Origin of the sequence: Floridaenema fluviatile BLCC-F154, assembly GCF_041929135.1 — a bacterium.
Classification (GTDB): Bacteria; Cyanobacteriota; Cyanobacteriia; order Cyanobacteriales; family Aerosakkonemataceae; genus Floridanema; species Floridanema fluviatile.
Genome location: NZ_JBHFNS010000036.1, coordinates 36,090 through 56,986 on the forward strand (window position 1 = coordinate 36,090; position 20,897 = coordinate 56,986).

The following is a 20,897-nucleotide window of genomic DNA, read 5'->3' on the forward strand; positions in this document are numbered from 1 at the left end:
CCCTATCCAGTTTAGCCTTTAGCCTTAGAAAAATGACAATTAAACTATCATGACCGAACTGGCAAATCCTGACCTGATATCACCCGATCGTCCAGTTAACTTAGTACTGGTAGATGATGAACCAGTCTTTCGTACCGGACTGCGCGTAATTATAGAACGGTTTCCCGATCTACGAGTAGTTGCAGAAGCCCAGTCGGAAGGGGATTTACGGGAAATTTCGGCGCTGCTTCGCACTTCTGTTGATTTAGTAATTTTAGATCTGGATTTGGATCGATCGCTACCCCCTGGACAATCGGGATTAGAACTTTGTCAACAGTTGAAAACTTTATATCCTCAGTTACCAGTTTTGTTGTTGAGTTCGTTCCAAGAACCTGTATTGCTGGAAGCGGCGCAACAACTCGGCGCTGAGGGTTTTTGTCTCAAGGGAACCGAAGTTTCTGAGTTAGTCAAAGCAATTCGCTTGGTTGCGGGGGGTGGAACGTACAGTTATTTGTCTTCTAATTTAGGGCAAGCAAGCCCCAATCAGCCTGAAAAAAGGGAAAGTAGCCCAAAACCGGGTTTATTCACTAGTTTGTTCGATAGAATGCGCCAGTCGGGACTGAGCCAAATTGAAGCGGCTTTGGCGGAAGTGAACGAAGAGTTAAAAGATTCGCGCCTGTCGGTGTTGGATCGGGCAATTTTGGCGGGAAGGCGGCGAGAGTTGTTAGCGGCGAGACGGTTGGTAAATGGGTTGTTAGCGCCTAGATTACCAGCTAGTGCTGCACCGAAGCAGCCAGGAAGAAGCCGGGGAGTAGCGTCGCAGCCTAGCCGGGAGCAGCGGGAGGCTAAAAGTTCGGCAATAGTGCGTCGAGAGGTGAGTTTGTCGTCTGGGCGATCGCAAATCTTTGAAAACAGCTTCGCCAAAATTCAATATGGTTTAAAAAACCTCACAGGTTCTCCTTTGGAAGTTGACATTTTTCGCGAAGACAAACGGCGCGAATTATTGAATATTGTGTTGCATAAATTAGAAGATCTGGTCGATGAATTACGATTTTCTCAAGTGCAATTGAGTCAACTACCAGAAAAAAGATTGCTGATTTTGCTGGACTTGTGGCGGTTGTCGGCTATAGAGTTTTTTGGTAAATATTACACTTTGCAACTGGGAAATCAAGATTTAGAAGTTGTCCAAGTGATTCTACAAGATGCCGAAATTGTCCAGTTAGAAATTTTGGTAAAACTTCCCCAAGTCACCGATCTATTAGCTCATTTGCTGTTTGACATTCCTTTAATAATTGATAATATTCCCTATTCGGTGGGAACAGTGGAAGCAATGGTGAGAGCCGAATTGTTATTACAAAATATAGTGATTCAAGTAGCTAATGCCGTAGTACAACCGCTGTTAAATCATTTAGCTGATGTGGAAGAAGTCAAGCAAAATTTTTACGATCGAAGACTGGTTTCGACCAGACAAATCGAAAAATTTAGAAATGAATTATCTTGGAAATATCGAGTAGAAAAATATGTAAATGAGCCAAAGGCAATTTTTGAAAGTCGCTATAATCTGTTAGTTTTAGATGGTTATGGCATCATTAAAGTGTTTATTTATGCACCTCGTAATTATGAGTTACGGGAACTTACGGGAATTCCTTACGCCGTGACTTTAGCATTAGAAACTAGAGATGCGATCGCCCCTCGCGTGCGATCGGTTGTTTCCTTAGTTGGTAGAGGTGCTGTTTATGTTTTAACTCAAGTAGTTGGCAGAGGTATCGGTTTAATTGCCAGGGGAATTCTTCAAGGAATTGGTAATGCTTGGGATGATACAAAATTGGGGAGAAATGGCGATCGAGGTAAGTAGGACAAGGGGACAAGGGGATGGGGGGACTCTGTAGGGGAGGGGCGGGTTTTGTTGTTAAGTTTTCTGTTGTGAGTATAAATTTACCTGCTAAACCCGCCCCTACAACTCAAAACTATCCTAGTACCCAGTCCTTAAATAAGGAGAGGTAAAAAAAGAGTGTGACTGAAGAAAGAAGTAATTTTAGAGAACAGGCGGTTAACAGATTTATTGAGTTTGTTTTGTCGAGGTTGGTAGATGCAGAATGTTTGCGAGTTCGGATTAAATGTAATCTGAAACAATTAAGACGTGGGGAACTGGATGGACTGAGTATTCAAATGTCTAATCTTTTGCTGCGTCCGTATTTACGAGTGGCAGAATTTCAGTTAGATATTGGTGCTGCTGCGGTAAATATGAAAAGCATAATTCGCCGGAAAATTGAGTTGTTACATCCTTCTGAAGGGAAGCTGCTAATGGCGATCGATCGGGAACAATTGACTGAAGTGTTGAATGCAGAATTAACAGATTCTTTAAAGGAGAAACAGCAGAGAGTTCAGTTGGAAAAGGTAAATTGTGAGTTAACAGAAGAGGGGGCGATCGCCTTTCATTTCCATTGGATTTTTGCGGGAAAAATCCAGTCAGGAACTTACATTACTTTACCGGAAATTGAGGCAAATGGTCAGGGAATTTTCTTAAATAAACAAAGTTTTGTAGGTGCAGAAGTACCAGGGGAGTTTTTGGATTTAGCGATCGCAAAAGTCAACAATATTTTAAGCTTAAACGACATTGCTCAACGAGGCACAAAGTTTGACATTCAACAAATTGAAATTGCCGCAGGTAAGCTAACAATTCAAGCTAATGCCAACATCGAACAATTTCCCTCAGCTTAAGTATGTAGTTGCGCTTCAGCGCCATCTTTAGTGCTCAAGCACAACAACATACCTTTGTTTAGAAATTGTTGGGATCTTCTCCTAACTCGCGTAATTTTGCCGCTAAACGTTCGGCTCGTAAACGCTCAGTTTCAGCACGCAGACGTTCAGCTTCAGCTTGCTGTTGAGCAGCTTCAGCTTGTTGTTGAGCAGCTTCTTCTGGTAACAGGACGAGGTTGCCAGAAGAATCGTAAAAACGCAACCAAATAGCGGCTTCTCGATCGATTGTTCCTTGCCAAGTTCCTAACCAAAAATTGAGCGTTTCACACCAAAGCCAACCTTGCTCATTTCGGGTTAATTCTTGATATTGAAACTCACTATTTAAGCGCCATCCTTGTAAGGAATTGGGATTAAAAGGATCGTAAACAAAGTAATCTCTAGTTCTGAATGTTCGTTGGTAGAGATCTTTTTTAATTCCTGTGTCTATTTGAGCAGTAGAAGGCGACATTAATTCCACAATTACATCAGGATAACGACCTTCTTCTTCCCAAACTACCCAACCTTGACGTTCTTTAATTCCATCAACATCGAGGACAGCAAAAAAATCTGGCCCCCGAAAGTCGCGGTTACGTGCTTGAGCACTACTGTAGTAGATGAACATATTGCCACCCGTGTAAAAGTCAGTTCGATCGCGCCAAGCTTGCTGTAGCGATCGAATTAAAACATTCATGGCAATACGATGGCGGTTACTTTCCAAGGGTACTCCATCATCAAATATTAAATCAGTGGGAGGCATCGGAGGTTCCCAAGTATCAGCCACCGAAGTTTCGATGATTGTTTCTTGTGTGGCTTCAACTGTCATGGCGTTGTTCTCCGTAATGACGATCGATATTTTTTAGAGTAGCTTTTTATCAAACATATAGTTACCTCGATATGTAGAGGCAATACAGAGCAAAATTAGCTACCATCATTTACTACAATCTACAATATTGCCTAGAGAATGAGTTCCGAAGTCAATAAAAATCGCCATAAAACTCAACAGGAGATGGTGCGATCGCTCACCAAATCCTCCCAAGAATACTTTCGCGGAATAGTTGGTGGCGTAATGTTTAGTTTGCCAATGCTTTACACAATGGAAGTGTGGTGGGCGGGTTTTTCTATTGAACCATTGCGGATGTTTCTTTATGTCATCGCCACATTTTCCCTACTACTTGGTTATAACCGTTATGCAGGTTTAAGAAGAGATGCCAGTCGCTTAGAAGTAGTAATTGATTCCGTTGAAGAATTGGGATTAGGAATCATTGTTGCTGCTGCTTTCTTGTGGTTATTAGGACGCATTACCGCAGAAATGAGCTTTAATGAAATTGCCGGAAAAGTTATAGTTGAAGCCATGACTGTAGCGATCGGAGTTTCGGTAGGAACCGCCCAATTAGGTGATAACAATAATAGTAAACCTGATACGGGAATGCACGGCGATAAAAACAAGTTAGAAATTCCTAGTCCAGCACACAAACATATTGACTTTTGGGGACAAGTGGTAATTGCTTTATGCGGTGCAGTACTATTTGCCGCTAACGTTGCCCCCACAGAAGAAGTAATTGTCATTGCTACACAAATTACTTCGGAAAGATTGTTTACTTTAGCGTTAGTGTCACTAATTTTTGGAGCATTAATACTGTTTTATAGTAACTTCATGGATGCCGAAAAATTTACTCGATCTTATAGCTTATTTACTATAGTTTCAGGAACTATTGTTACTTATGCAATCGCCTTAGTTGCTTCAGCATTAATTTTGTGGTTTTTTGGACGTTTTGATGGACTTCCACCAATTATAAATTTAGCAGAAACAATAGTTTTGGCATTACCAGCTACATTAGGCGCTTCGGCGGGGAGGATATTACTACAATGAGTAAATTAGAAAAAAATTGGTTAGAATGGATAATTTTCGCCGTGGGTTTAATTTTAGTTGTCAGCACTTTGGGATATTTAATTTATGATGCTACAACTGTCAGTGAAGCACCGCCTAATATTGAAGTTAAAATAGGAGAAACTCAACCCCAAGGACAAAATTTTTTAGTTCCGGTTATCGCAACAAATAAAGGAGAACAAACAGCTGAAACAGTGCAAATTGAAGTTATCTTAGAAAACAACGGGAAAGAAGAAGAAAGTGCCGAGATGGAAATTCAATTTTTACCTAGAGGCGCAAAGCGATCGGGTTGGGTTACATTTGAAAAAGATCCTCGCACTGTGGAAAAAATTAAAACTCGTGCTGTAGGATTTGAAAAACCGTGAATTCTTGGTAGATTTCGATCGCTTAGAACAAGAAGCGAGGAGAGTTTATTCAGGTGCGATCGGTTTTTTAGCATTAAACGGTTCGGCAGATTTAAACATTGTAATTCGCACCGCCATTATAACACCTGAACACACCTCGATCGGCATTGGTGGCGGAATTGTCGCCCTTTCCGATCCCGAAAAAGAGTTTCAAGAAATGTTACTCAAAGCAAAAGCTTTAATCCAGGCATTAGAGTTGACAATTGAACATTCTTATGAGTCTATTACTAACTTTTTTTAACCACTCCAGACGAAGAAAGAAGAAGAAAGTAGGGTGCGTTACGCTGCGCTAACGCACCATCTCACTACAGTTTAGATAATCGTAAAATCAGCGTTCGTGAGAGGAGTTTGTAAACCATTAAAAGCAGCGATCGCTTGATTTTGGAAACTAATTTCTATGCCATTAACCCCAGAATTAATTGTTAATTGTTCCACCGTTAAACCTCCGGTTAAACTAATTAAATCTTGACCAAGAGTGAAGTCAGCAATTAAGTCAAACTCAGTGTTACTAGATAACACAAAAATATCTTTGCCAGCGCCACCATTCAGCGTATCTTTACCAACACCACCATTCAACAAATCATCACCTTCACCACCGCGAAGAATATCATCACCACTCAACCCCGTAAGGGTATCATTTCCTCCTTGACCATTGATTACATCAGCGGAATTATTTTTACCTTTGACGTTGTTATCTAGGTCATTCAAGAAAGTTGCAGTGTTAGCATGATCGATTTGGTCAGTTATTTCATCGGCATTGATAACATCAAAACTATCGCTGTTTTTGATATCCTCATTACCATCAAATAAAATGTTGCCAATGTCTAAAGTCGCGCCTCTGGATTTCCAGATATTATCGATGTTTTCCAAGGCAACATTTTGCAGAATTACCTGGGTATTTGCTACGCCTTCAAAGCTGACAATTAAATCGCTTCCCGATTGAGTTAATAGCAGATTTTTGGCAGTTAACCCAGCGCCGATAAACTTCAGAGTATCGACTTCGGCAATTACTTCACCTGATGGTTTAATTCCCGTACCAACTGCACCAAAATCGGTAATTGTTTCGGTGCCATCTCCCGGTTTAATTACAATTAAATCTCGATCGCCACCGCCAGTCAAGGTATCGTTTTCTGTGCCACCAAATAAGGTATCATCGCCTTTGCCACCAAAGAGAAAATCTTCTCCAGAATTACCTTTGAGTGAGTCGTTCCCCAGTTCAGCAAATAAAGTGTCATTACCTGCATCACCTTTGAGATAATCATTGCCAACTCCCCCTAAAAGTGAGTCGTTACCTTCGCCACCGCGCAGGGTATCATTACCACTTAAACCACTCAAAGTATCATTGCCACCTTGACCGTTGATGACATCATTGGAATCGTTGTAACCTTTGGTGTTGTTATCCAAATCATTCAGGAAAGTAGCAACATTTCTATGAAAAACTTCGTTGATTTGAATATCAGCGTTCATGACATCAAAACGATCGCTTTCCCACAAACTTTCGTTACCATCAAAGAAGATATTGCTAATATCGATCGCCGCACCTTTAGAAGTGTGCAAGTTATCGATATTTTCTAAAGCAAAGTTTTGCAGAATGACTTGGGTATTGTCGATGTCCTCAAAAGTAATCGCTAAATCTTGACCTACTTGAGTCATCAATAAATTGACAAAATTTAAACCACTACCAATGAATTGAATTGTATCAACTTCGGCAACGATTTCTGGTACAGGATTACTGCCTCTACCGACACCGCCAAAATCAGTAATTACATCATTTCCATCACCAAGTTTAACGATAATCCAATCTCGATCGCCACCTCCAGTAACAGTATCATTTCCCGTTTGTCCGATTAAAGTATCCTTACCTAAACCGCCATCAATGCTGTCATTTCCTGCGCCACCATCGATGCTGTCTTGTCCACTTTGACCGAACAAAGTATCATTGCCATCATCACCGAAAATGCGATCGCTTCCCTTTCCACCTTCGATATAATCTTCACCATTACCACCAGAAAGGGTATCTTTATCTTCATCACCGAAAAGGCGATCGTTTCCTTCTCCCCCATCCAAAAGATCTTCCCCAGTGCGACCGATCAAAGTATCGTTATCGTTACCGCCTCTGAGAGTATCTTTGTCTTCCCCAGCATTCAGGTAGTCGTTGCCATTTCCCCCATCCAGCGTATCATTGCCAGCTTGTCCCCACAGCGTATCATCGTCATCGCCACCGGACAGGGTATCATTCCCTAAACCTGCATCCAGAGTATCATTGCCAAGTTCGCCATAAAGTTCGTCATTCCCTTCCCCAGCATCCAGGGAGTCATTGCCATTTCCCCCAGTTAAAGAGTCATTGCCAGTTTGTCCCCAGAGGATATCATCATCATCACCGCCAGAAAGGGTATCATTTCCCGAACCTGCATCTAGAGTATCATTGCCAGCTTCACCGTAAAGGCGGTCATCACCTTTCCCGCCATCAAGGGAGTCGTTACCAGTTCCGCCAAGCAGAGAATCAGCGCCAGTTTGTCCGAATAAGATATCATCGTTTTCGCCGCCGTCGAGAGTGTCGTTATTTTCGCCGCCGTCGAGAGTGTCGTTACCCGCATCGCCAGAGAGTCGATCGTTTTCAGTTTCACCAGTGATGGAGTCGTTACCTTCACCACCCCAAATTACATCATCACCCGCACGTCCGTGCAGAGTATCGTTACCTTCGTCACCGTAGATGATATCGTTGCCGTAACCTTGATCGCCAGAGACAAAATCATCGCCTGAACCAGCAACTATAACATCATCTCCATCACCGCCATATACCCAATCGTTTCCTTGTTCAGCGTAGATGCTATCTTTCCCTTGGTTGCCATAGATTACATCATCACCAATACCAGCAGAGATTGAGTCATTTCCCGACTCTCCGTAAATCTTGTCATTGCCATCACCGCTTTGAATAGTATCGTTGCCAGCACCACTGGTAATTACGTTATCTTTGAAGTTGCTAGTAATGCGATCGCTATGTTCCGAACCAATGACATTTTCAACAGTAGAAACCAGAGTATCATTGACAACTACCAAAGAGATAATGTCATCATCACCCCAACCATCAGTTGCTTTACCAGTTTCTAGATTAACTACAACACCTTTAGGATCGCGACGGTAACTAATGATATCGATATCAATTTCATCTCCACCATTAATCGTGTCATCACCTTCAGTACTAACAATGAAATCATTGCCTGCTAAAGCTTTGGTGTGATTATCTTCACTATTACCAATCAGAATGTCATCGTAAACAGACCCGATTATATTCTCTAAATTTTCTAGGGTGTCTACATTACCAAATCCATCGAAAGCTCTCCCAGAATTAATATCATATTCTGGTTCTAGATCTATATAGTATTCACTGGGATTATCCGAGTTAACAGCTTCTTCTTTTCTTTCTTCTGGATCATGTTCGTAACCCCGGTCTTCGTTGATATTTACAACTACGCCTGCGGGTGAGTTTTCGTAACTAACAGTATCGTTGCCAACGCCACCATGTATGAAGTCGTTACCTGCTTCTCCCATCAAAAAGTCGTTGCCACTATCTCCATACATTTGGTCATTGCCAAGATTACCAAATAGAATATCGTTGTTTTTCCCACCGTACATCAGGTCATTGTTGTCACCACCGTAGAGAACATCATCGCCAGTTTGACCATAGAGAGTGTCTGCACCAATGCTACCGTAGAGGTTATCCGCATCTGCACCACCTTCTAACCAATCATTTCCCGCATCGCCAAACAGGTTATCATTGCCTGCTTGTCCATAGAGAAAGTCGTTATTATCTCCACCTTCTAACCAATCTTCGTTATCGCCACCTTCGAGAATGTCACTACCAACTTGTCCGTAAAGCGAGTCATTCCCAGCTTTTCCGTAGAGTTTATCGTTATCTTCACCGCCTTCTAACCAATCTTCATTATCACCGCCATCAAGAGTATCGTTACCAACTTGTCCATAAAGCGAATCATTACCTGATTGTCCTAATAGCAAATCGTTATTTTCGCCACCTTCCAACCAATCATTTTCGCTACCGCCATCAAGGATATCGTTACCTCCATCTCCGTAGAGAGTATCATCGCCTTGTGCGCCGAAAAGTTGGTCGTTATCTTCTTCTGCTTTGAGTAAATCGTTACCTTCTTCTCCATTTAAGTAATCTTTGCCAATTCCACCATAAAGAGTATCGTTTTCGCTACCGCCATAAAGTGTGTCGTTGCCAGCTTCACCTCTTAAATCATCTGCATCTTTTCCGCCATTTAAACTATCATTGGCATCTCCACCGTAGAGAGTGTCAATTCCTGCACCACCATCGAGAATGTCATCATCATCTTCTCCTCTCAAGTCATCATTTCCATCATCACCTGTTAGATAATCTTTGCCTTTTCCACCATACCCTCGATCGTTATCAGCGCCGCCGGAAAATGTGTCATCTCCTCCTTGTCCCCAAAAAATGTCGTCGCCACCTTTTCCGTAAAAAATATCATTAGCTTCGCTGCCAGTCATAGTGTCAGCTGCTTCTGAACCACTGATAACATCAATATTTATCAGCGTGTCTATTGTATTCTCGCCTTTCACAACAAAGCTGTCTTCAACTTTGTAAACAAAGCCTTCACCAATGTTCTCTACCCAAACATTAATTCCTTTACTATCGTCGTAGTTAGCTGTATCTTCATTCCCATCACCACCATCTAAGACATCGTAGCCTACACCACCTTTTAAGGTGTCATTTCCAGCTTCGCCACGTAAAACATCGTTTCTTTCTTTTCCATCAATTATGTCTGAGTTTGTTGTTCCTTCAATCCAATCATCATCTGCTGTACTGTCACGCATTGATGTTTCTTTACTTGGGAAGTAATATCCCTTGGGATGAAGTTCATAAACAGTATTTTTGAAATAAGTTTGAACGTCAGGTCGACTTAAATATTGATCGATAGGATGCTGACCTATGCCTCCTATACCAACCACCAAATTAAAAATTTTGCCAATCTTATCCCAAACAAATGGCTCTGAATCAAATTGAAGGAAAGTTACCGGATCTCCTGAATTTTTAATATTATTCTCTGGAATACTCTCACCTTTATATAGATGAATGCCTCCAGCATTCAGATAACTTGTTGGTGACGCAAGTGCAAGAACTCTAATACGTGATGGGTTAGATTGTGCGCCCATGTCAATCAGCCCATCCTCAAGGAAAAAATTGCCTTGAGAATGACCAAGTAAAATCAAAGAATTATTTTTAAATGGGTTTTCTTTTTCAGAATTAAGCCATTTTTTTGCATCTTCTGTCCAAGTGTTATTGATTTCCTTAAATTTACTTTCCGCATACCAAAATTGCTCCAAAGCTTCTTTAATATCAGCAGGTGCAGCTTCTATTAGGCTATCTATTACACTAGAAATTTCTCCAAATCCAGGGATATAACCTGCAATTTCTTTTAAAAAAATTAATGCTTTTGCTGTGAAATCATCATCTTTTACCAAATCAATAGGATTCTCTAATTTTATAAAGCTTTCAGCTAAATCAAGCCCCGTTTTAATCGTGTCAAAGAAATCAACAACATCTCCGAGTTCATCAAGTTGTTTAACTAGTTCTGTAACATCTTTTCCTTCTTCTTTCAGCTTTTCTATTTGCTTTTTGAGTTCCTTATGTTTATTAACTTGCTCTAGAATTCCAGAAAAGGAAAATTTATCAAGAGCATAGTTAAACAAGAATTTACCAACAAAAACTCCAATATCTAGCCAATCATTACCAGTGCTATCAGTAGTATTTCGGTACTTTTTGTCTAAGTCTATTCCTCCTCTTGGAGGAAAGGTTTCAGGAATTAAAAGGTTATCATATAAGTTCCAAATTTTATCAAAACCATCTAAATTTTCTTTAAATTGCTGCTCAGTAGTACGAATTCCATTCATATAAACAACACGAATCTTTCCACCTTCTTCAATTAGATTTGTGAAAACTTGATTGAAATCAACTTTAGGATTAGCCATGATCATTTCTCCTTAAATTGGTAGACACAAATTCCTAAAAAAACAGAACAAAAAAATCCGATCGCACACCCATCCCATAAAAAACAGGTGTCGCAGCAAAACTTAGTCAAAAGCTTTAAACAAACTTTTAACTAAACCTAAATTCCCAAAAATCTCGATCGCTAAATCAAATCTTCATCATCCTCACCACCACCTTTTCACCCTCAGTAAAAACCTCTAAATGCCTATCGGATTTGACTTGCCACTTTTATGCAAAACCTCGGAATTTGTAACAGAACTTCATAAAAAAACCGTGAAGAAACCGCACAAACACTGAAGCAGATCCCCCCTAGCCCCCCTTACCAAGGGGGGAACAAGACTTGGTTTTCAGCCCCTTACAAAAGAGGGAAAAACTCTGAACTTTAAGTCCCCCTTATTAAGGGGGATTTAGGGGGATCTCCTCTTTAAGTAAGCAAAAGAGGAAAAAACTCTGAATTTTAAGTCCCCCTTATTAAGGGGGATTTAGGGGGATCTCCTCTTTAAGTAAGCAAAAAAAGGGAAAAACTCTGAACTTTAAGTCCCCCTTATTAAGGGGGATTTAGGGGGATCTCCTCTTTACTAATCCCAGTAATTTCACAATCTCTTTACAAAAGCTTGATGAAAGCTTCATAAACACTACGTAATTCAACATAGCAAAACTACAACTTGTAGTCAGCTAATTGAATTAGCCAAATCATTAGCAAATACATTAAAATATCCTTAAATAGCAAACGTAAATTTTATTACCAGAGTGATACCTACTAATAACAAATCTGATAACTTATTCTCCGAAGCTGAGAACATCTGGAACATAAATAAACTGTACAGTGACTTAGCTTGCGCCAAAGGAAACAGTCTCACACCCCGCGAAAAGGAATTTCTCAGAGGGTTACTCTGCGGTTACACGCCAGCGGAAATCTGCGCGAAAGTTAATGTTAATGCTAATTCTCTGCGCGTTTCTCTCTCTAGAGGTTTGTACAGGTATATTGAAAGGTTACTTTCGGAAAACTGCGAAAAGTCGGTTAAAGTTAACGCAACTCGGATACCTCACTTACTTGCAGAAGCAGGATATAAGTTACAATCTGCTTTGCCAATAACATCAATTCCCCAAAAAGTTGCTTTAATTCCACCTACTAATAAGCGCCAAGATTGGGGAGAAATGATTGATACCGATCGCTTTTCCGGCAGAACACAAGAAATCCAACAATTACAACAATGGATACTAACAGATGAATCGCGGATTGTCGCAATTTTAGGAATCGGTGGATTAGGTAAAACTGTATTAGCTGCTAAATTAGCACAGGAAATTCAAGGAGAATTTGATTATCTAATTTGGCGCAGTTTACGTTCCGATCCTTCTATCTCTGAATTAGTAATTAACTTAATTCAATTCCTCTCTCCGCAACCTTTAAATATAGAAGAATTATCATCAATAAACTTAGAAAATTTAATCTCTCAACTCTTAGAATGTTTGCGCCAAAATAAATGTTTAATCATTTTCGACAAAGCAGAATCAATTCGGATCAACTACGATGATTTTCATGAATTACTCCGACGCATTGGCGAAGAACGTCACCACAGTTGCTTACTTCTCACAAGTCGGGAAAATCCCAAAGAAATCATCTCTTTAACTGGGAAAAAACGCCCAGTGCAAACTTTACAATTATCTGGATTAAACCAAACTGAAGCTAGGGAAATGTTAGCTGCAAATGGTGATTTTATTGGCACAGAAAATGAATGGAAAGAGTTGATCGATCGCTACTCAGGACACCCCTTCGCCTTAAAATTAGCCGCCAGCAAAATTCAGCATAATTTTAATCGTAAAATAGCCGACTTTTTAAATCAAGAAATCGGACTCTTCCCGGAAGTCTGCGAACTATTAAAACAGCAATTTGATTTGATGTCTAACTTAGAAAGAAAAGTCCTGTATTGGTTAATTATTAAACCAGATCCGACATTCCGTTGCGCCATTACCGAAGGCGTGTTACCATTTGGAACCGAACAGCAATTTGCTTCTGCTTTGGAATTGTTGAGAGAGCGATCGCTAATCACCAAACAGGCGATCGAATTTGACCAATCAACCATCCTCAGCAAATACGTCACCAAACGACTAGTTGAACAAATTTTTAGATAAACAACCTAAAAAATTGCTTGAGTGTTTTTACAGATTTGCGATCGATCAAATTCTCTGATACTGTAATTTTACATAATACCTAATTATTCGTACTAGTAATTACTCGGAAAACTGTAATTCCTTATCCACAAATTTTACAATTTATTTCAGAGTGCTATAAAAAATTAAATTCTGGGTAACTTTTCAGGCAGATAATTAATATGAAATTTGCCAGAAAACTTTCCGGATCTGATATTACACCTAAGAAAAATATGGATAGGTTACATTTATCGATTCTGGACTGATTTAAGGATTAAAAATTAGACAGAAAAGATGAAGGACTAAAAGTAAAAAATCGCGGCAAACTTCCAGCATTTCCAATTAACTAACTTAATTTACCAGCGACTTGTTCGTTAACAAAGATGAATTTGGCAGAAATTTGCTGACTACCACTAAGGACAAAAACATTCTTTTATCCTTAACTCAATTTATTTCTCATTTCGCTAATTCAAGGAGAAATTATGGCTATTACCCCTATTTCTGGCACACTAGGACGATCGACTAATTATACCAACAATCCACTAGGTTTAACCAACTTTGAAAACGAATGGTTAACAGCCGCCGACAACCAAGGAATTACAATTAGCGGCAGTACTACCTCAACATTTAATAATACAGGTACCGCCGATCTTTCATTATTAAATTACTCAACAAATCCAGACCTAAACCTCTCCAATTTAAAATTTGATGTTACTGGTCAAGCAGGTAACGACACCTTTGGGAACATTTCTGGTATTGGTGTAGCTGATTCTTATGATGGTTGGTGGAACAGTGCCACTAAAGTTCGGGCAGAAATCAACTATAACCCAAATAACGGCGAATCTCAGGTATTAACCTTTACATGGGGGCCAAATCAAAGCGTACAAAGCGCCTTAATTGACCTGAGTTTATTTGCACCTAAATCTGGTGAAAAACACGGCGATGAAGTAGGTTTTCTGCAAGCATTTAAAGACGGACAAGAAGTAGATATCACCGCCACTCGTGTTGGCGGTGGACTTGCTTCTTCGATCGACAATTCCGGCATCGGCGTAAAATTCACAGCTGATGATGCCACAAATTACGATTACAAATTTCAAATTTCCAACGCCGACTTTGACGAACTAAGATTCACCGCCAGACCCTACGCTAACCCAACTGGTACTGTACCGATCGTCAACGGAATCATCACCGACAGTTCCGACTATCTAGTGCAGAAAATCGACTATACCGGAACAGTAGATCAACCTGTGATTGAGTTTAGTGACCCGCAATACACTGTTCTTGAAGATGGCACAGCTGTCATGGCAGTGACAGTAGTTCGTAGCGGTGGATTAGAAGGCCCAGCTTCCGCTACCATTAACCTCACTGATGGAACAGCTGTTGCACCAGACGACTACGATAGTACTCCAATTACTGTTAACTTTGCAGATGGAGAAACCACCCAAGTAATTACAATTCCTGTAGTTAACGACGGAATAGCAGAACCAACGGAAACCGTCAATTTATCTTTAGTCAACCCTTCCCCAGGCGCAGTTATTGGGACACAAAGTAGCGCCGTTCTCAATATTGTCGATCCGCCAACTCTTCAATTTAGCAACCCGCAATACGTAGTTAACGAAGATGGCACCCCCATTTTAGCCGTTACCGTGGTTCGCAGTGGTGATACTTCCGGGCCAGTTTCCGCTACCGTTAACCTCAGCAATGGTACTGCTACTACCCCAGATGACTACAACAACACCCCAATCACAGTTAACTTTGCTGCGGGGGAAACTTCACAAGTTGTTACCGTTCCGATCGTTGACGATACCTTAGTAGAACCATTACCACCGGAAACCGTCAATTTAGCCTTAGTTAACCCCACAGGCGGCGCAATCATTGGTACACAAGATACCGCAGTCCTGAACATCTTAGACAACGACGTTCCACCACCAGCAAAACCACTGGTATTTGTTGCTGCCCTTGACCCCACTGCTGGAGAACCAAGTCTTCCCGAAGGAACCGGAACTTTCCAATTTGCCCGTACTGGAGGCGACATCAACCAAGCTTTAACCATTCAGTACAGTATCACCGGAACCGCAACTGCTGGTACAGACTACACACCTTTGACTGGTACTGTTACTATTGCTGCTGGTCAATCTGTTTCCGATCCTGTTATCCTTACGCCATTAGATGATGCCTCTAATGAACCAGCTGAAACAGTAACGGTGAAAATCTTAGAAGATTTACCTTACCAAGTAGGTTCAGCTGACACTGCTACCGTCAAAATATTGGACAACGATCCATTAATGGGAACACCTACAAATGCTTCGCGGGTTCTTCGTTATAATGCAGCGGGGGCGTTTGTCGGCAGCCACAACACAATTACGGAAGCGGTAACTGCGGCAGTTGCGAATGATATTATTGTGCCGCAAGCAGGATTTTATGTGGAACCAAATACTGTCTTTATCGATAAAGCATTAACTATCAGGGGTGCGAATGCGGGTGTCAGTCCAGGTACTAGTACTGTTCCCCAAAGTGTTGTTTCAACGGCACCGAATATTCCAGTTTTTACTATCCTTCCTGGCGCTAATAATGTCACCATTGAAGGAATGACGATTCAGTTGGGTGGTGATAATTCTAATGGTATCCGGCTGCAAGGTGCTAGCGAGAATTTAGTGATTCGGCAAAATGTGTTTAATGGTCAAGGGCCATTTAATGGGGGAGTCATTTTCTTAGATAGTGGTGGTACTGGTGGTAGCGTAAGCGTGATTGATAACTTAATCCGTGACGTTAGTACAAATCCTGGCAGTACAACCAGTGGTTTGCAAGCTTTCCGACAAGATACCATCAGAGTTACAGATAACGTAATTGCCAACTTGACTGGCCCAGGTATTGCGGCTGATGCGATTATTAATCCCGACAGCGTAATTACTAACAATAAAGTGACTAATGCTGGAGAACAGGGGATTCAATTGGCTGGTGGTAATGCCACAATTGAAAATAACGAAATCGCTGATACTAATCTTAGCCAAGGTATCGATCGCGCAGGTATTCGTTTGCGAGATTCTGGTTTTGGTGCAGTTCTGTTAGGTGATGTCAATGTTCGCAGTAACTTGATTACCAACTCTTACAATGGTGTGGCTGTGCGTAGCGGTACAAATGTTCCTGCTACTTTGGCGGTCAATTTTAACAACTTGATTGGCAATACCAATGCTGCTTTGTATCATGATGGTACGGGAACTCTTGATGCTACTAATAATTGGTGGGACGATCCCACTGGACCTGTTGTTGGTGGTACGGGCAGAAATGCGATCGCAGGCCCAAGTGCTAATCTAGTTACATTCGACCCATTTGCAACCACTCCTTTCTAAACACTTGTAAATAATTAATTGCTAATCCCACAGCTAAACTCAGCTGTGGGATTTCAGTTTATGTTTGTAGTAACGACTTCAGTCGTTCCCTAATGTCGGAAAATAAGAAACAACTACAAATGTAAGGAACTTAAATATGGCTGCCAAAAAAATTTTAATGCTCGTTGGTGACTACGTGGAAGACTACGAAGTAATGGTACCTTTTCAAGCATTACAAATGGTCGGACATACTGTACACGCTGTTTGTCCAGATAAAACATCTGGCGAAAAGGTGCGAACTGGAGTTCATGACTTTGAAGGGGATCAAACTTACACGGAAAAACCTGGTCATAATTTCAGTTTAAATGCTACTTTTGCAGAAATAGATCCCTCAGCCTACGATGCTTTAGTTGTTCCTGGAGGAAGGGCACCGGAATATATTCGCTTAAATCAAAGGGTGTTAGAAATTACTCGCCATTTTGCGGAAACAAATAAACCCATCGCTGCTATTTGTCACGGGTTACAACTTTTAGCTGCTGCGGGAGTTTTAGAAGGAAAAAGTTGTACTGCTTACCCTGCTTGTGGCCCTGATGTTACTTTAGCGGGTGGACTTTATGTACATATTCCAGTTGATGAGGCGATGGTTGATGGAAATTTAGTAACTGCACCTGCTTGGCCCGCACATCCCCGTTGGTTGGCCGAATTTCTCAAGCTTTTAGGCACTCGAATTGAGCATAAAGAAATGGCAAATGTTTAAATAAAATAGTTGGTAGAGTAGGCATTTTCGCTTAAATCATTCATACTAGTAAAAGTCTCATAACTGACGAAAAAAGCCCCTTCTACCTTCTGCCTTTTACCAGAGGTATCAAAATGGAAAAGATTTTACTGCGCTTTGAATCTAAATTTGCTGAAAGTCGGGAAGATTTATCGGCAATGACTATGACTCCTGGGGAAGTTTTGTGGTTAGGATGTGATGAAAATACAAGTATTGAAAGGTTGACGAAAACTGACGACAAAAGTTTTGCCGAACATGAAATTTTTAATCTGACAGATTTTATCGATTTGCCGAATGATTCTGATGAGGAAATAGATATTGAGGGGATGGATTATGCTCACAATTATATCTGGTTGGTGGGTTCGCATAGTTTGAAACGTTCTAAGCCGAAATCTAAGCGATCGGACTTAGAAAATATTCAAAAAATGGAGCAGATTAAACGAGAAGACAATCGTTATTTGTTGGCAAGAATACCTGTGAAAGGTGAGGAATTATGCAAGTTATGCGAACATCCAGAAAACCCAGATGTTAAGTTAACAGCAGCTAAGTTGGAAACTACTAAAAATGGCAATCTGCTGATCGATGCTTTGCTAGACGATCCGCATTTATCGCCGTTTTTGGCTAGTCAAATTCCTTCTAAAGAAAATGGGTTTGATATTGAAGGTTTAGCGGTTTATCAAGATAGAATTTTTCTCGGTTTGCGAGGGCCAGTTTTACGGGGTTGGGCGATTATTTTAGAAATTTCGGTGGAAGAAAGTAGCCCAAATACTTTAAAGTTGAAAAACTTGGGAGATAAACTTTATAAAAAACATTTTGTTTATCTTTCTGGGTTAGGTGTTCGGGAACTTGCTGTTGATGGAGAAGATTTGTTAGTATTAGCGGGGCCAACGATGGATTTAGATGGTCCGGTGAGACTTTATCGGATCGAAAATGGGGTAAATTTGCCGGAAGAATCTCTGTTAAAACCTTCTCCAATTTTAGATATTCCTTTTGGGGAAGGTGTAGATCATGCAGAGGGATTGGCTTTTTGGCGGAAGGGAGAAAATGAAAAGTTACTGTTAGTAGTTTATGATTCTCCAAGTCAGGAAAGATTGCAAGGAGATGATGGAATTTTCGCCGATCTTTTCCCGCTTTAATGGCAGTTTATAAGTTAGTAGAAATTGCTTGAACGGGACAAATGGGGATACATTGTTCGCAAACTATGCAACGCGATCGCACAAATGTTAATTTAAATGTTTCTGGTTCCAATGATAATGCTTCTGAGGGACAAACGCCAGTACATAAACCACAATGAACGCAAACATCTTCGTCAATTAATATTTCACGACTGGCGAGGGAAATGCTGATATCTTGCGATCGCATCCAGTCCATTGCTGCCTCTAAAGCATCAATATCTCCCGATAATTCTACCACCAATTTACCAATTTGATTGGGGGCAACTTGGGCACGGATAATGTTAGCAGCGACGTTAAAATCTTTCGCCAGTCGATAAGTTACTGGCATTTGTACAGAACGTTTGGGGAAAGTTAAGGTAACTCGTTTTTTCATAATGGCGATCGCTTTTAGCAACTTCAGCTAAATTAAAAGTAGTGCGTAATCTTTTTTCAGCTATCCAATGATTAAAAATTCACCTAACTCTTCTTTAGAATCTCCCGAAAAATCAGCCTCCACCGTTGGCGCAAGAGTCAGAAATTTATTGATTGTTTTCGCCGCAATTATCCTTTCGGTTGCTTTCGTTTTTGGACTGCGAACTGAGACAAGTACTGCTACCTTAACCACTTTAGCAGAAAACTCCATGCCCTTAGACATAGCGATGAGCAATGGGAAACCAACATTAGTCGAGTTTTATGCTAATTGGTGTACAACTTGTCAGGCGATGGCGAGTGATATGAATGAATTAGAACAGCAATATACGGACAAGGTGAATTTTGTCATGCTCAATGTAGATAATAACAAATGGTTGCCAGAAATTGAGCATTATCGAGTTGATGGAATTCCCCATTTTGTCTTTTTTGAGAAAGAGGGAAATGCGATCGCGCAAACCATAGGCGAACAACCTAAAACCATTATGGCAGCAAATTTAACAGCTTTGGTAGCAGGTGAATCTTTACCTTATGCAAAAACTACCGGACAAGTTTCCAAATTTACCCCACCTGTTACCACAAATAAAGCTAATTCTGACGATCCCAGATTGCATGGTAGCCAAGTAAAAAGCTAAAAGATTATAGCAATTCTATTTGATATCATGTCCGGCTAATCAACCATAGTATTGTTAATCCAAAACCTTGTAGAGACGTTATATATAACGTCTCTACATTATCGGGTAATCAAGCGGACATGATATGAGTTAAGTACCTATGCAAAATTAAGGTGATAATCGCTTAATATTGCTGAGGATAGCAGCTATTTTGGTTTTATCATTTAGTTGTTGAAATAGGGGAAGAGATTGTTTGTAGTAATCAAGTGCTTTCTGCTTTTCTCCTAAACTATCGTAGATGTTGGCAATAACCCAAAGGTTAGCAGCTTCCCCTGGTTTATATCCCACTTCTCGAAATAGGGGGAGAGATTGATGAAAGTAATTAAGTGCTTTTTGCTTTTCTCCTGAATCATAATAAATAAGACCAAAGCCTACGAAGGTAGAAGCTATCCCAGCTTTACTCTTCATTTGTTGCCATAAAGGGAGAGATTGGTTGAAAGAATCAAGTGCTTTTTGCTTTTCTTTTAAATCTAAGTAAACAAAGCCAATGTAGTTGAGAGTAGTAGCTTCTTCTGTTTTATTTCCTACTTGTTGGAATAGGGGCAAACATTGGTTGTAGTAAGTGAGTGCTTTCTCTTTTTCTCGTTGGCGATCGTAAATTCTGCCCATATCTAAAAGGGTAAATGCTTCGATCGCTTTTTCACCAGCTGCACGGCTTAAGGGCAAAGATTGATTGTAATATTCTAATGCTTTTTGCTTTTCTCCCAAAGCATTGTATGTACGACCAATGCCCCAGAGGTTAGAAGCTTCCCATGCTTTGTTGTCTAACTCACGGAATAAGGGTAAGGATTGATTGAAGTACTCCAGCGCCTTTTGGTTTTCGCTTAAAGCATAGTAGGTCTGACCAATCTTGAGCAGATTTTTAGCTTCCCATTCTTTATTCCCCACTGTACGAAATAAGGGCAAGGATTGGTTAAAGTACGAGAGTGCTTTTTGCGATTCTCCTAAGTCTAAATAGGTACGACCAATGCCAAAGAGGATGACACCTTCTCCGGCTTTTTCACCCGCTGCGCGATAAAGTGAAAGTGCTTCTTCCCATTTTGCGATCGCTCGTCTCTTAGATTCTACTGTTCCTTGTTTAAATAGCTCTAATCCTTCCTGCATGAATCTTGCAGCAGCAGTTTTAGTCTTCTCTTGCTCGCTACTTTGGGCAATCTGCGAGGATTTCTCTGGAAAATCAGGTGATAATTGTCTCGGTGCGGCAACTACTGATTCCGATAACAATAAAATACAAGTGAATACCGCTAAACTGTAATGCCCTAACCCGAATAATGGCGATTTCTGGGAGATTTTATCTGTTTGATTCTGTTTAGCCATCTCTGCACCTACTTTTTGTTCACTTTGTCT

General features: G+C 40.6%; 13 protein-coding genes and 1 pseudogene. 10 read left to right on the forward strand and 4 right to left on the reverse strand.

What is annotated here, in order from left to right; translation table 11 throughout:
- The first annotated feature begins 49 nt into the window (after positions 1 to 49).
- Entirely contained in the window at positions 50 to 1,834 is a 1,785-nt protein-coding gene (locus ACE1B6_RS08065; protein ID WP_413256737.1) for a DUF3685 domain-containing protein, read from the forward strand.
- A gap of 158 nt (positions 1,835 to 1,992) precedes the next feature.
- Entirely contained in the window at positions 1,993 to 2,700 is a 708-nt protein-coding gene (locus ACE1B6_RS08070) for an LmeA family phospholipid-binding protein (protein ID WP_413256738.1), read from the forward strand.
- A 58-nt stretch (positions 2,701 to 2,758) separates the two neighbouring features.
- Here the strand turns inward: ACE1B6_RS08070 and ACE1B6_RS08075 are convergent, their stop codons facing one another.
- Complete coding sequence (locus ACE1B6_RS08075; RefSeq protein ID WP_413256739.1) at positions 2,759 to 3,541, reverse strand: Uma2 family endonuclease; 783 nt, start codon at positions 3,539 to 3,541, stop codon at positions 2,759 to 2,761.
- 138 nt (positions 3,542 to 3,679) lie between these two features.
- Between ACE1B6_RS08075 and ACE1B6_RS08080 the strand changes: the two genes are divergently transcribed.
- The 3 genes and pseudogenes from ACE1B6_RS08080 to ACE1B6_RS08090 form a co-directional block, all read left to right on the forward strand.
- Positions 3,680 to 4,588 (forward strand): TIGR02587 family membrane protein, encoded by a 909-nt coding sequence (locus ACE1B6_RS08080; protein WP_413256740.1) that lies wholly within the window; start codon positions 3,680 to 3,682, stop codon positions 4,586 to 4,588.
- The gene (locus tag ACE1B6_RS08085; protein ID WP_413256741.1) at positions 4,585 to 4,971 is read left to right on the forward strand and encodes a hypothetical protein; all 387 of its coding nucleotides are present in this window, start codon (positions 4,585 to 4,587) and stop codon (positions 4,969 to 4,971) included. Before ACE1B6_RS08080 ends, ACE1B6_RS08085 begins: the two co-directional genes overlap by 4 nt.
- 16 nt (positions 4,972 to 4,987) lie before the next feature.
- Positions 4,988 to 5,251: pseudogene (locus ACE1B6_RS08090) on the forward strand (chorismate-binding protein); the annotation flags it as partial.
- 71 nt (positions 5,252 to 5,322) lie between these two features.
- Here ACE1B6_RS08090 and ACE1B6_RS08095 read toward each other — a convergent pair.
- Positions 5,323 to 11,019, reverse strand: coding sequence for a calcium-binding protein (locus tag ACE1B6_RS08095; RefSeq protein ID WP_413256743.1), 5,697 nt, complete (start codon positions 11,017 to 11,019; stop codon positions 5,323 to 5,325).
- A 769-nt stretch (positions 11,020 to 11,788) separates the two neighbouring features.
- Here ACE1B6_RS08095 and ACE1B6_RS08100 point away from each other — a divergent pair.
- The 4 genes from ACE1B6_RS08100 to ACE1B6_RS08115 all read left to right on the forward strand — a co-directional run bounded on the left by ACE1B6_RS08100 (position 11,789) and on the right by ACE1B6_RS08115 (position 18,429).
- Positions 11,789 to 13,171 (forward strand): NB-ARC domain-containing protein, encoded by a 1,383-nt coding sequence (locus ACE1B6_RS08100; protein WP_413256744.1) that lies wholly within the window; start codon positions 11,789 to 11,791, stop codon positions 13,169 to 13,171.
- 500 nt (positions 13,172 to 13,671) lie between these two features.
- A complete protein-coding gene (locus tag ACE1B6_RS08105; RefSeq protein WP_413256745.1) occupies positions 13,672 to 16,539 on the forward strand; it encodes a Calx-beta domain-containing protein in 2,868 nt (955 codons plus the stop codon).
- 136 nt (positions 16,540 to 16,675) lie between these two features.
- Positions 16,676 to 17,275 carry a DJ-1/PfpI family protein gene (locus ACE1B6_RS08110; protein WP_413256746.1) on the forward strand — a complete coding sequence of 200 codons (600 nt, stop codon included), beginning with the start codon at positions 16,676 to 16,678 and terminating at the stop codon, positions 17,273 to 17,275.
- Between the two features lie 113 nt (positions 17,276 to 17,388).
- Positions 17,389 to 18,429, forward strand: coding sequence for a DUF3616 domain-containing protein (locus ACE1B6_RS08115; RefSeq protein WP_413256747.1), 1,041 nt, complete (start codon positions 17,389 to 17,391; stop codon positions 18,427 to 18,429).
- A 7-nt stretch (positions 18,430 to 18,436) separates the two neighbouring features.
- Here ACE1B6_RS08115 and ACE1B6_RS08120 read toward each other — a convergent pair whose 3' ends face one another.
- Positions 18,437 to 18,841 (reverse strand): NIL domain-containing protein, encoded by a 405-nt coding sequence (locus ACE1B6_RS08120; protein ID WP_413256748.1) that lies wholly within the window; start codon positions 18,839 to 18,841, stop codon positions 18,437 to 18,439.
- 67 nt (positions 18,842 to 18,908) lie between these two features.
- On the opposite strand from ACE1B6_RS08120, the gene ACE1B6_RS08125 reads away from it, so the two are divergent.
- Positions 18,909 to 19,511 (forward strand): thioredoxin family protein, encoded by a 603-nt coding sequence (locus ACE1B6_RS08125; protein WP_413256749.1) that lies wholly within the window; start codon positions 18,909 to 18,911, stop codon positions 19,509 to 19,511.
- Between the two features lie 147 nt (positions 19,512 to 19,658).
- On the opposite strand, the gene ACE1B6_RS08130 is transcribed toward ACE1B6_RS08125, so the two are convergent.
- Entirely contained in the window at positions 19,659 to 20,867 is a 1,209-nt protein-coding gene (locus ACE1B6_RS08130; protein ID WP_413256750.1) for a tetratricopeptide repeat protein, read from the reverse strand.
- Between the last annotated feature and the right edge of the window lie 30 nt (positions 20,868 to 20,897).

Coding starts and splice junctions, on each gene's coding strand:
- ACE1B6_RS08065 (WP_413256737.1), top strand. CDS start 50: ATGACCGAACTGGCAAATCCTGACCTGATATCACCCGATCGTCCAGTT.
- ACE1B6_RS08075 (WP_413256739.1), bottom strand. CDS start 3,541: ATGACAGTTGAAGCCACACAAGAAACAATCATCGAAACTTCGGTGGCT.
- ACE1B6_RS08080 (WP_413256740.1), top strand. CDS start 3,680: ATGAGTTCCGAAGTCAATAAAAATCGCCATAAAACTCAACAGGAGATG.
- ACE1B6_RS08085 (WP_413256741.1), top strand. CDS start 4,585: ATGAGTAAATTAGAAAAAAATTGGTTAGAATGGATAATTTTCGCCGTG.
- ACE1B6_RS08095 (WP_413256743.1), bottom strand. CDS start 11,019: ATGGCTAATCCTAAAGTTGATTTCAATCAAGTTTTCACAAATCTAATT.
- ACE1B6_RS08105 (WP_413256745.1), top strand. CDS start 13,672: ATGGCTATTACCCCTATTTCTGGCACACTAGGACGATCGACTAATTAT.
- ACE1B6_RS08110 (WP_413256746.1), top strand. CDS start 16,676: ATGGCTGCCAAAAAAATTTTAATGCTCGTTGGTGACTACGTGGAAGAC.
- ACE1B6_RS08115 (WP_413256747.1), top strand. CDS start 17,389: ATGGAAAAGATTTTACTGCGCTTTGAATCTAAATTTGCTGAAAGTCGG.
- ACE1B6_RS08120 (WP_413256748.1), bottom strand. CDS start 18,841: ATGAAAAAACGAGTTACCTTAACTTTCCCCAAACGTTCTGTACAAATG.
- ACE1B6_RS08125 (WP_413256749.1), top strand. CDS start 18,909: ATGATTAAAAATTCACCTAACTCTTCTTTAGAATCTCCCGAAAAATCA.
- ACE1B6_RS08130 (WP_413256750.1), bottom strand. CDS start 20,867: ATGGCTAAACAGAATCAAACAGATAAAATCTCCCAGAAATCGCCATTA.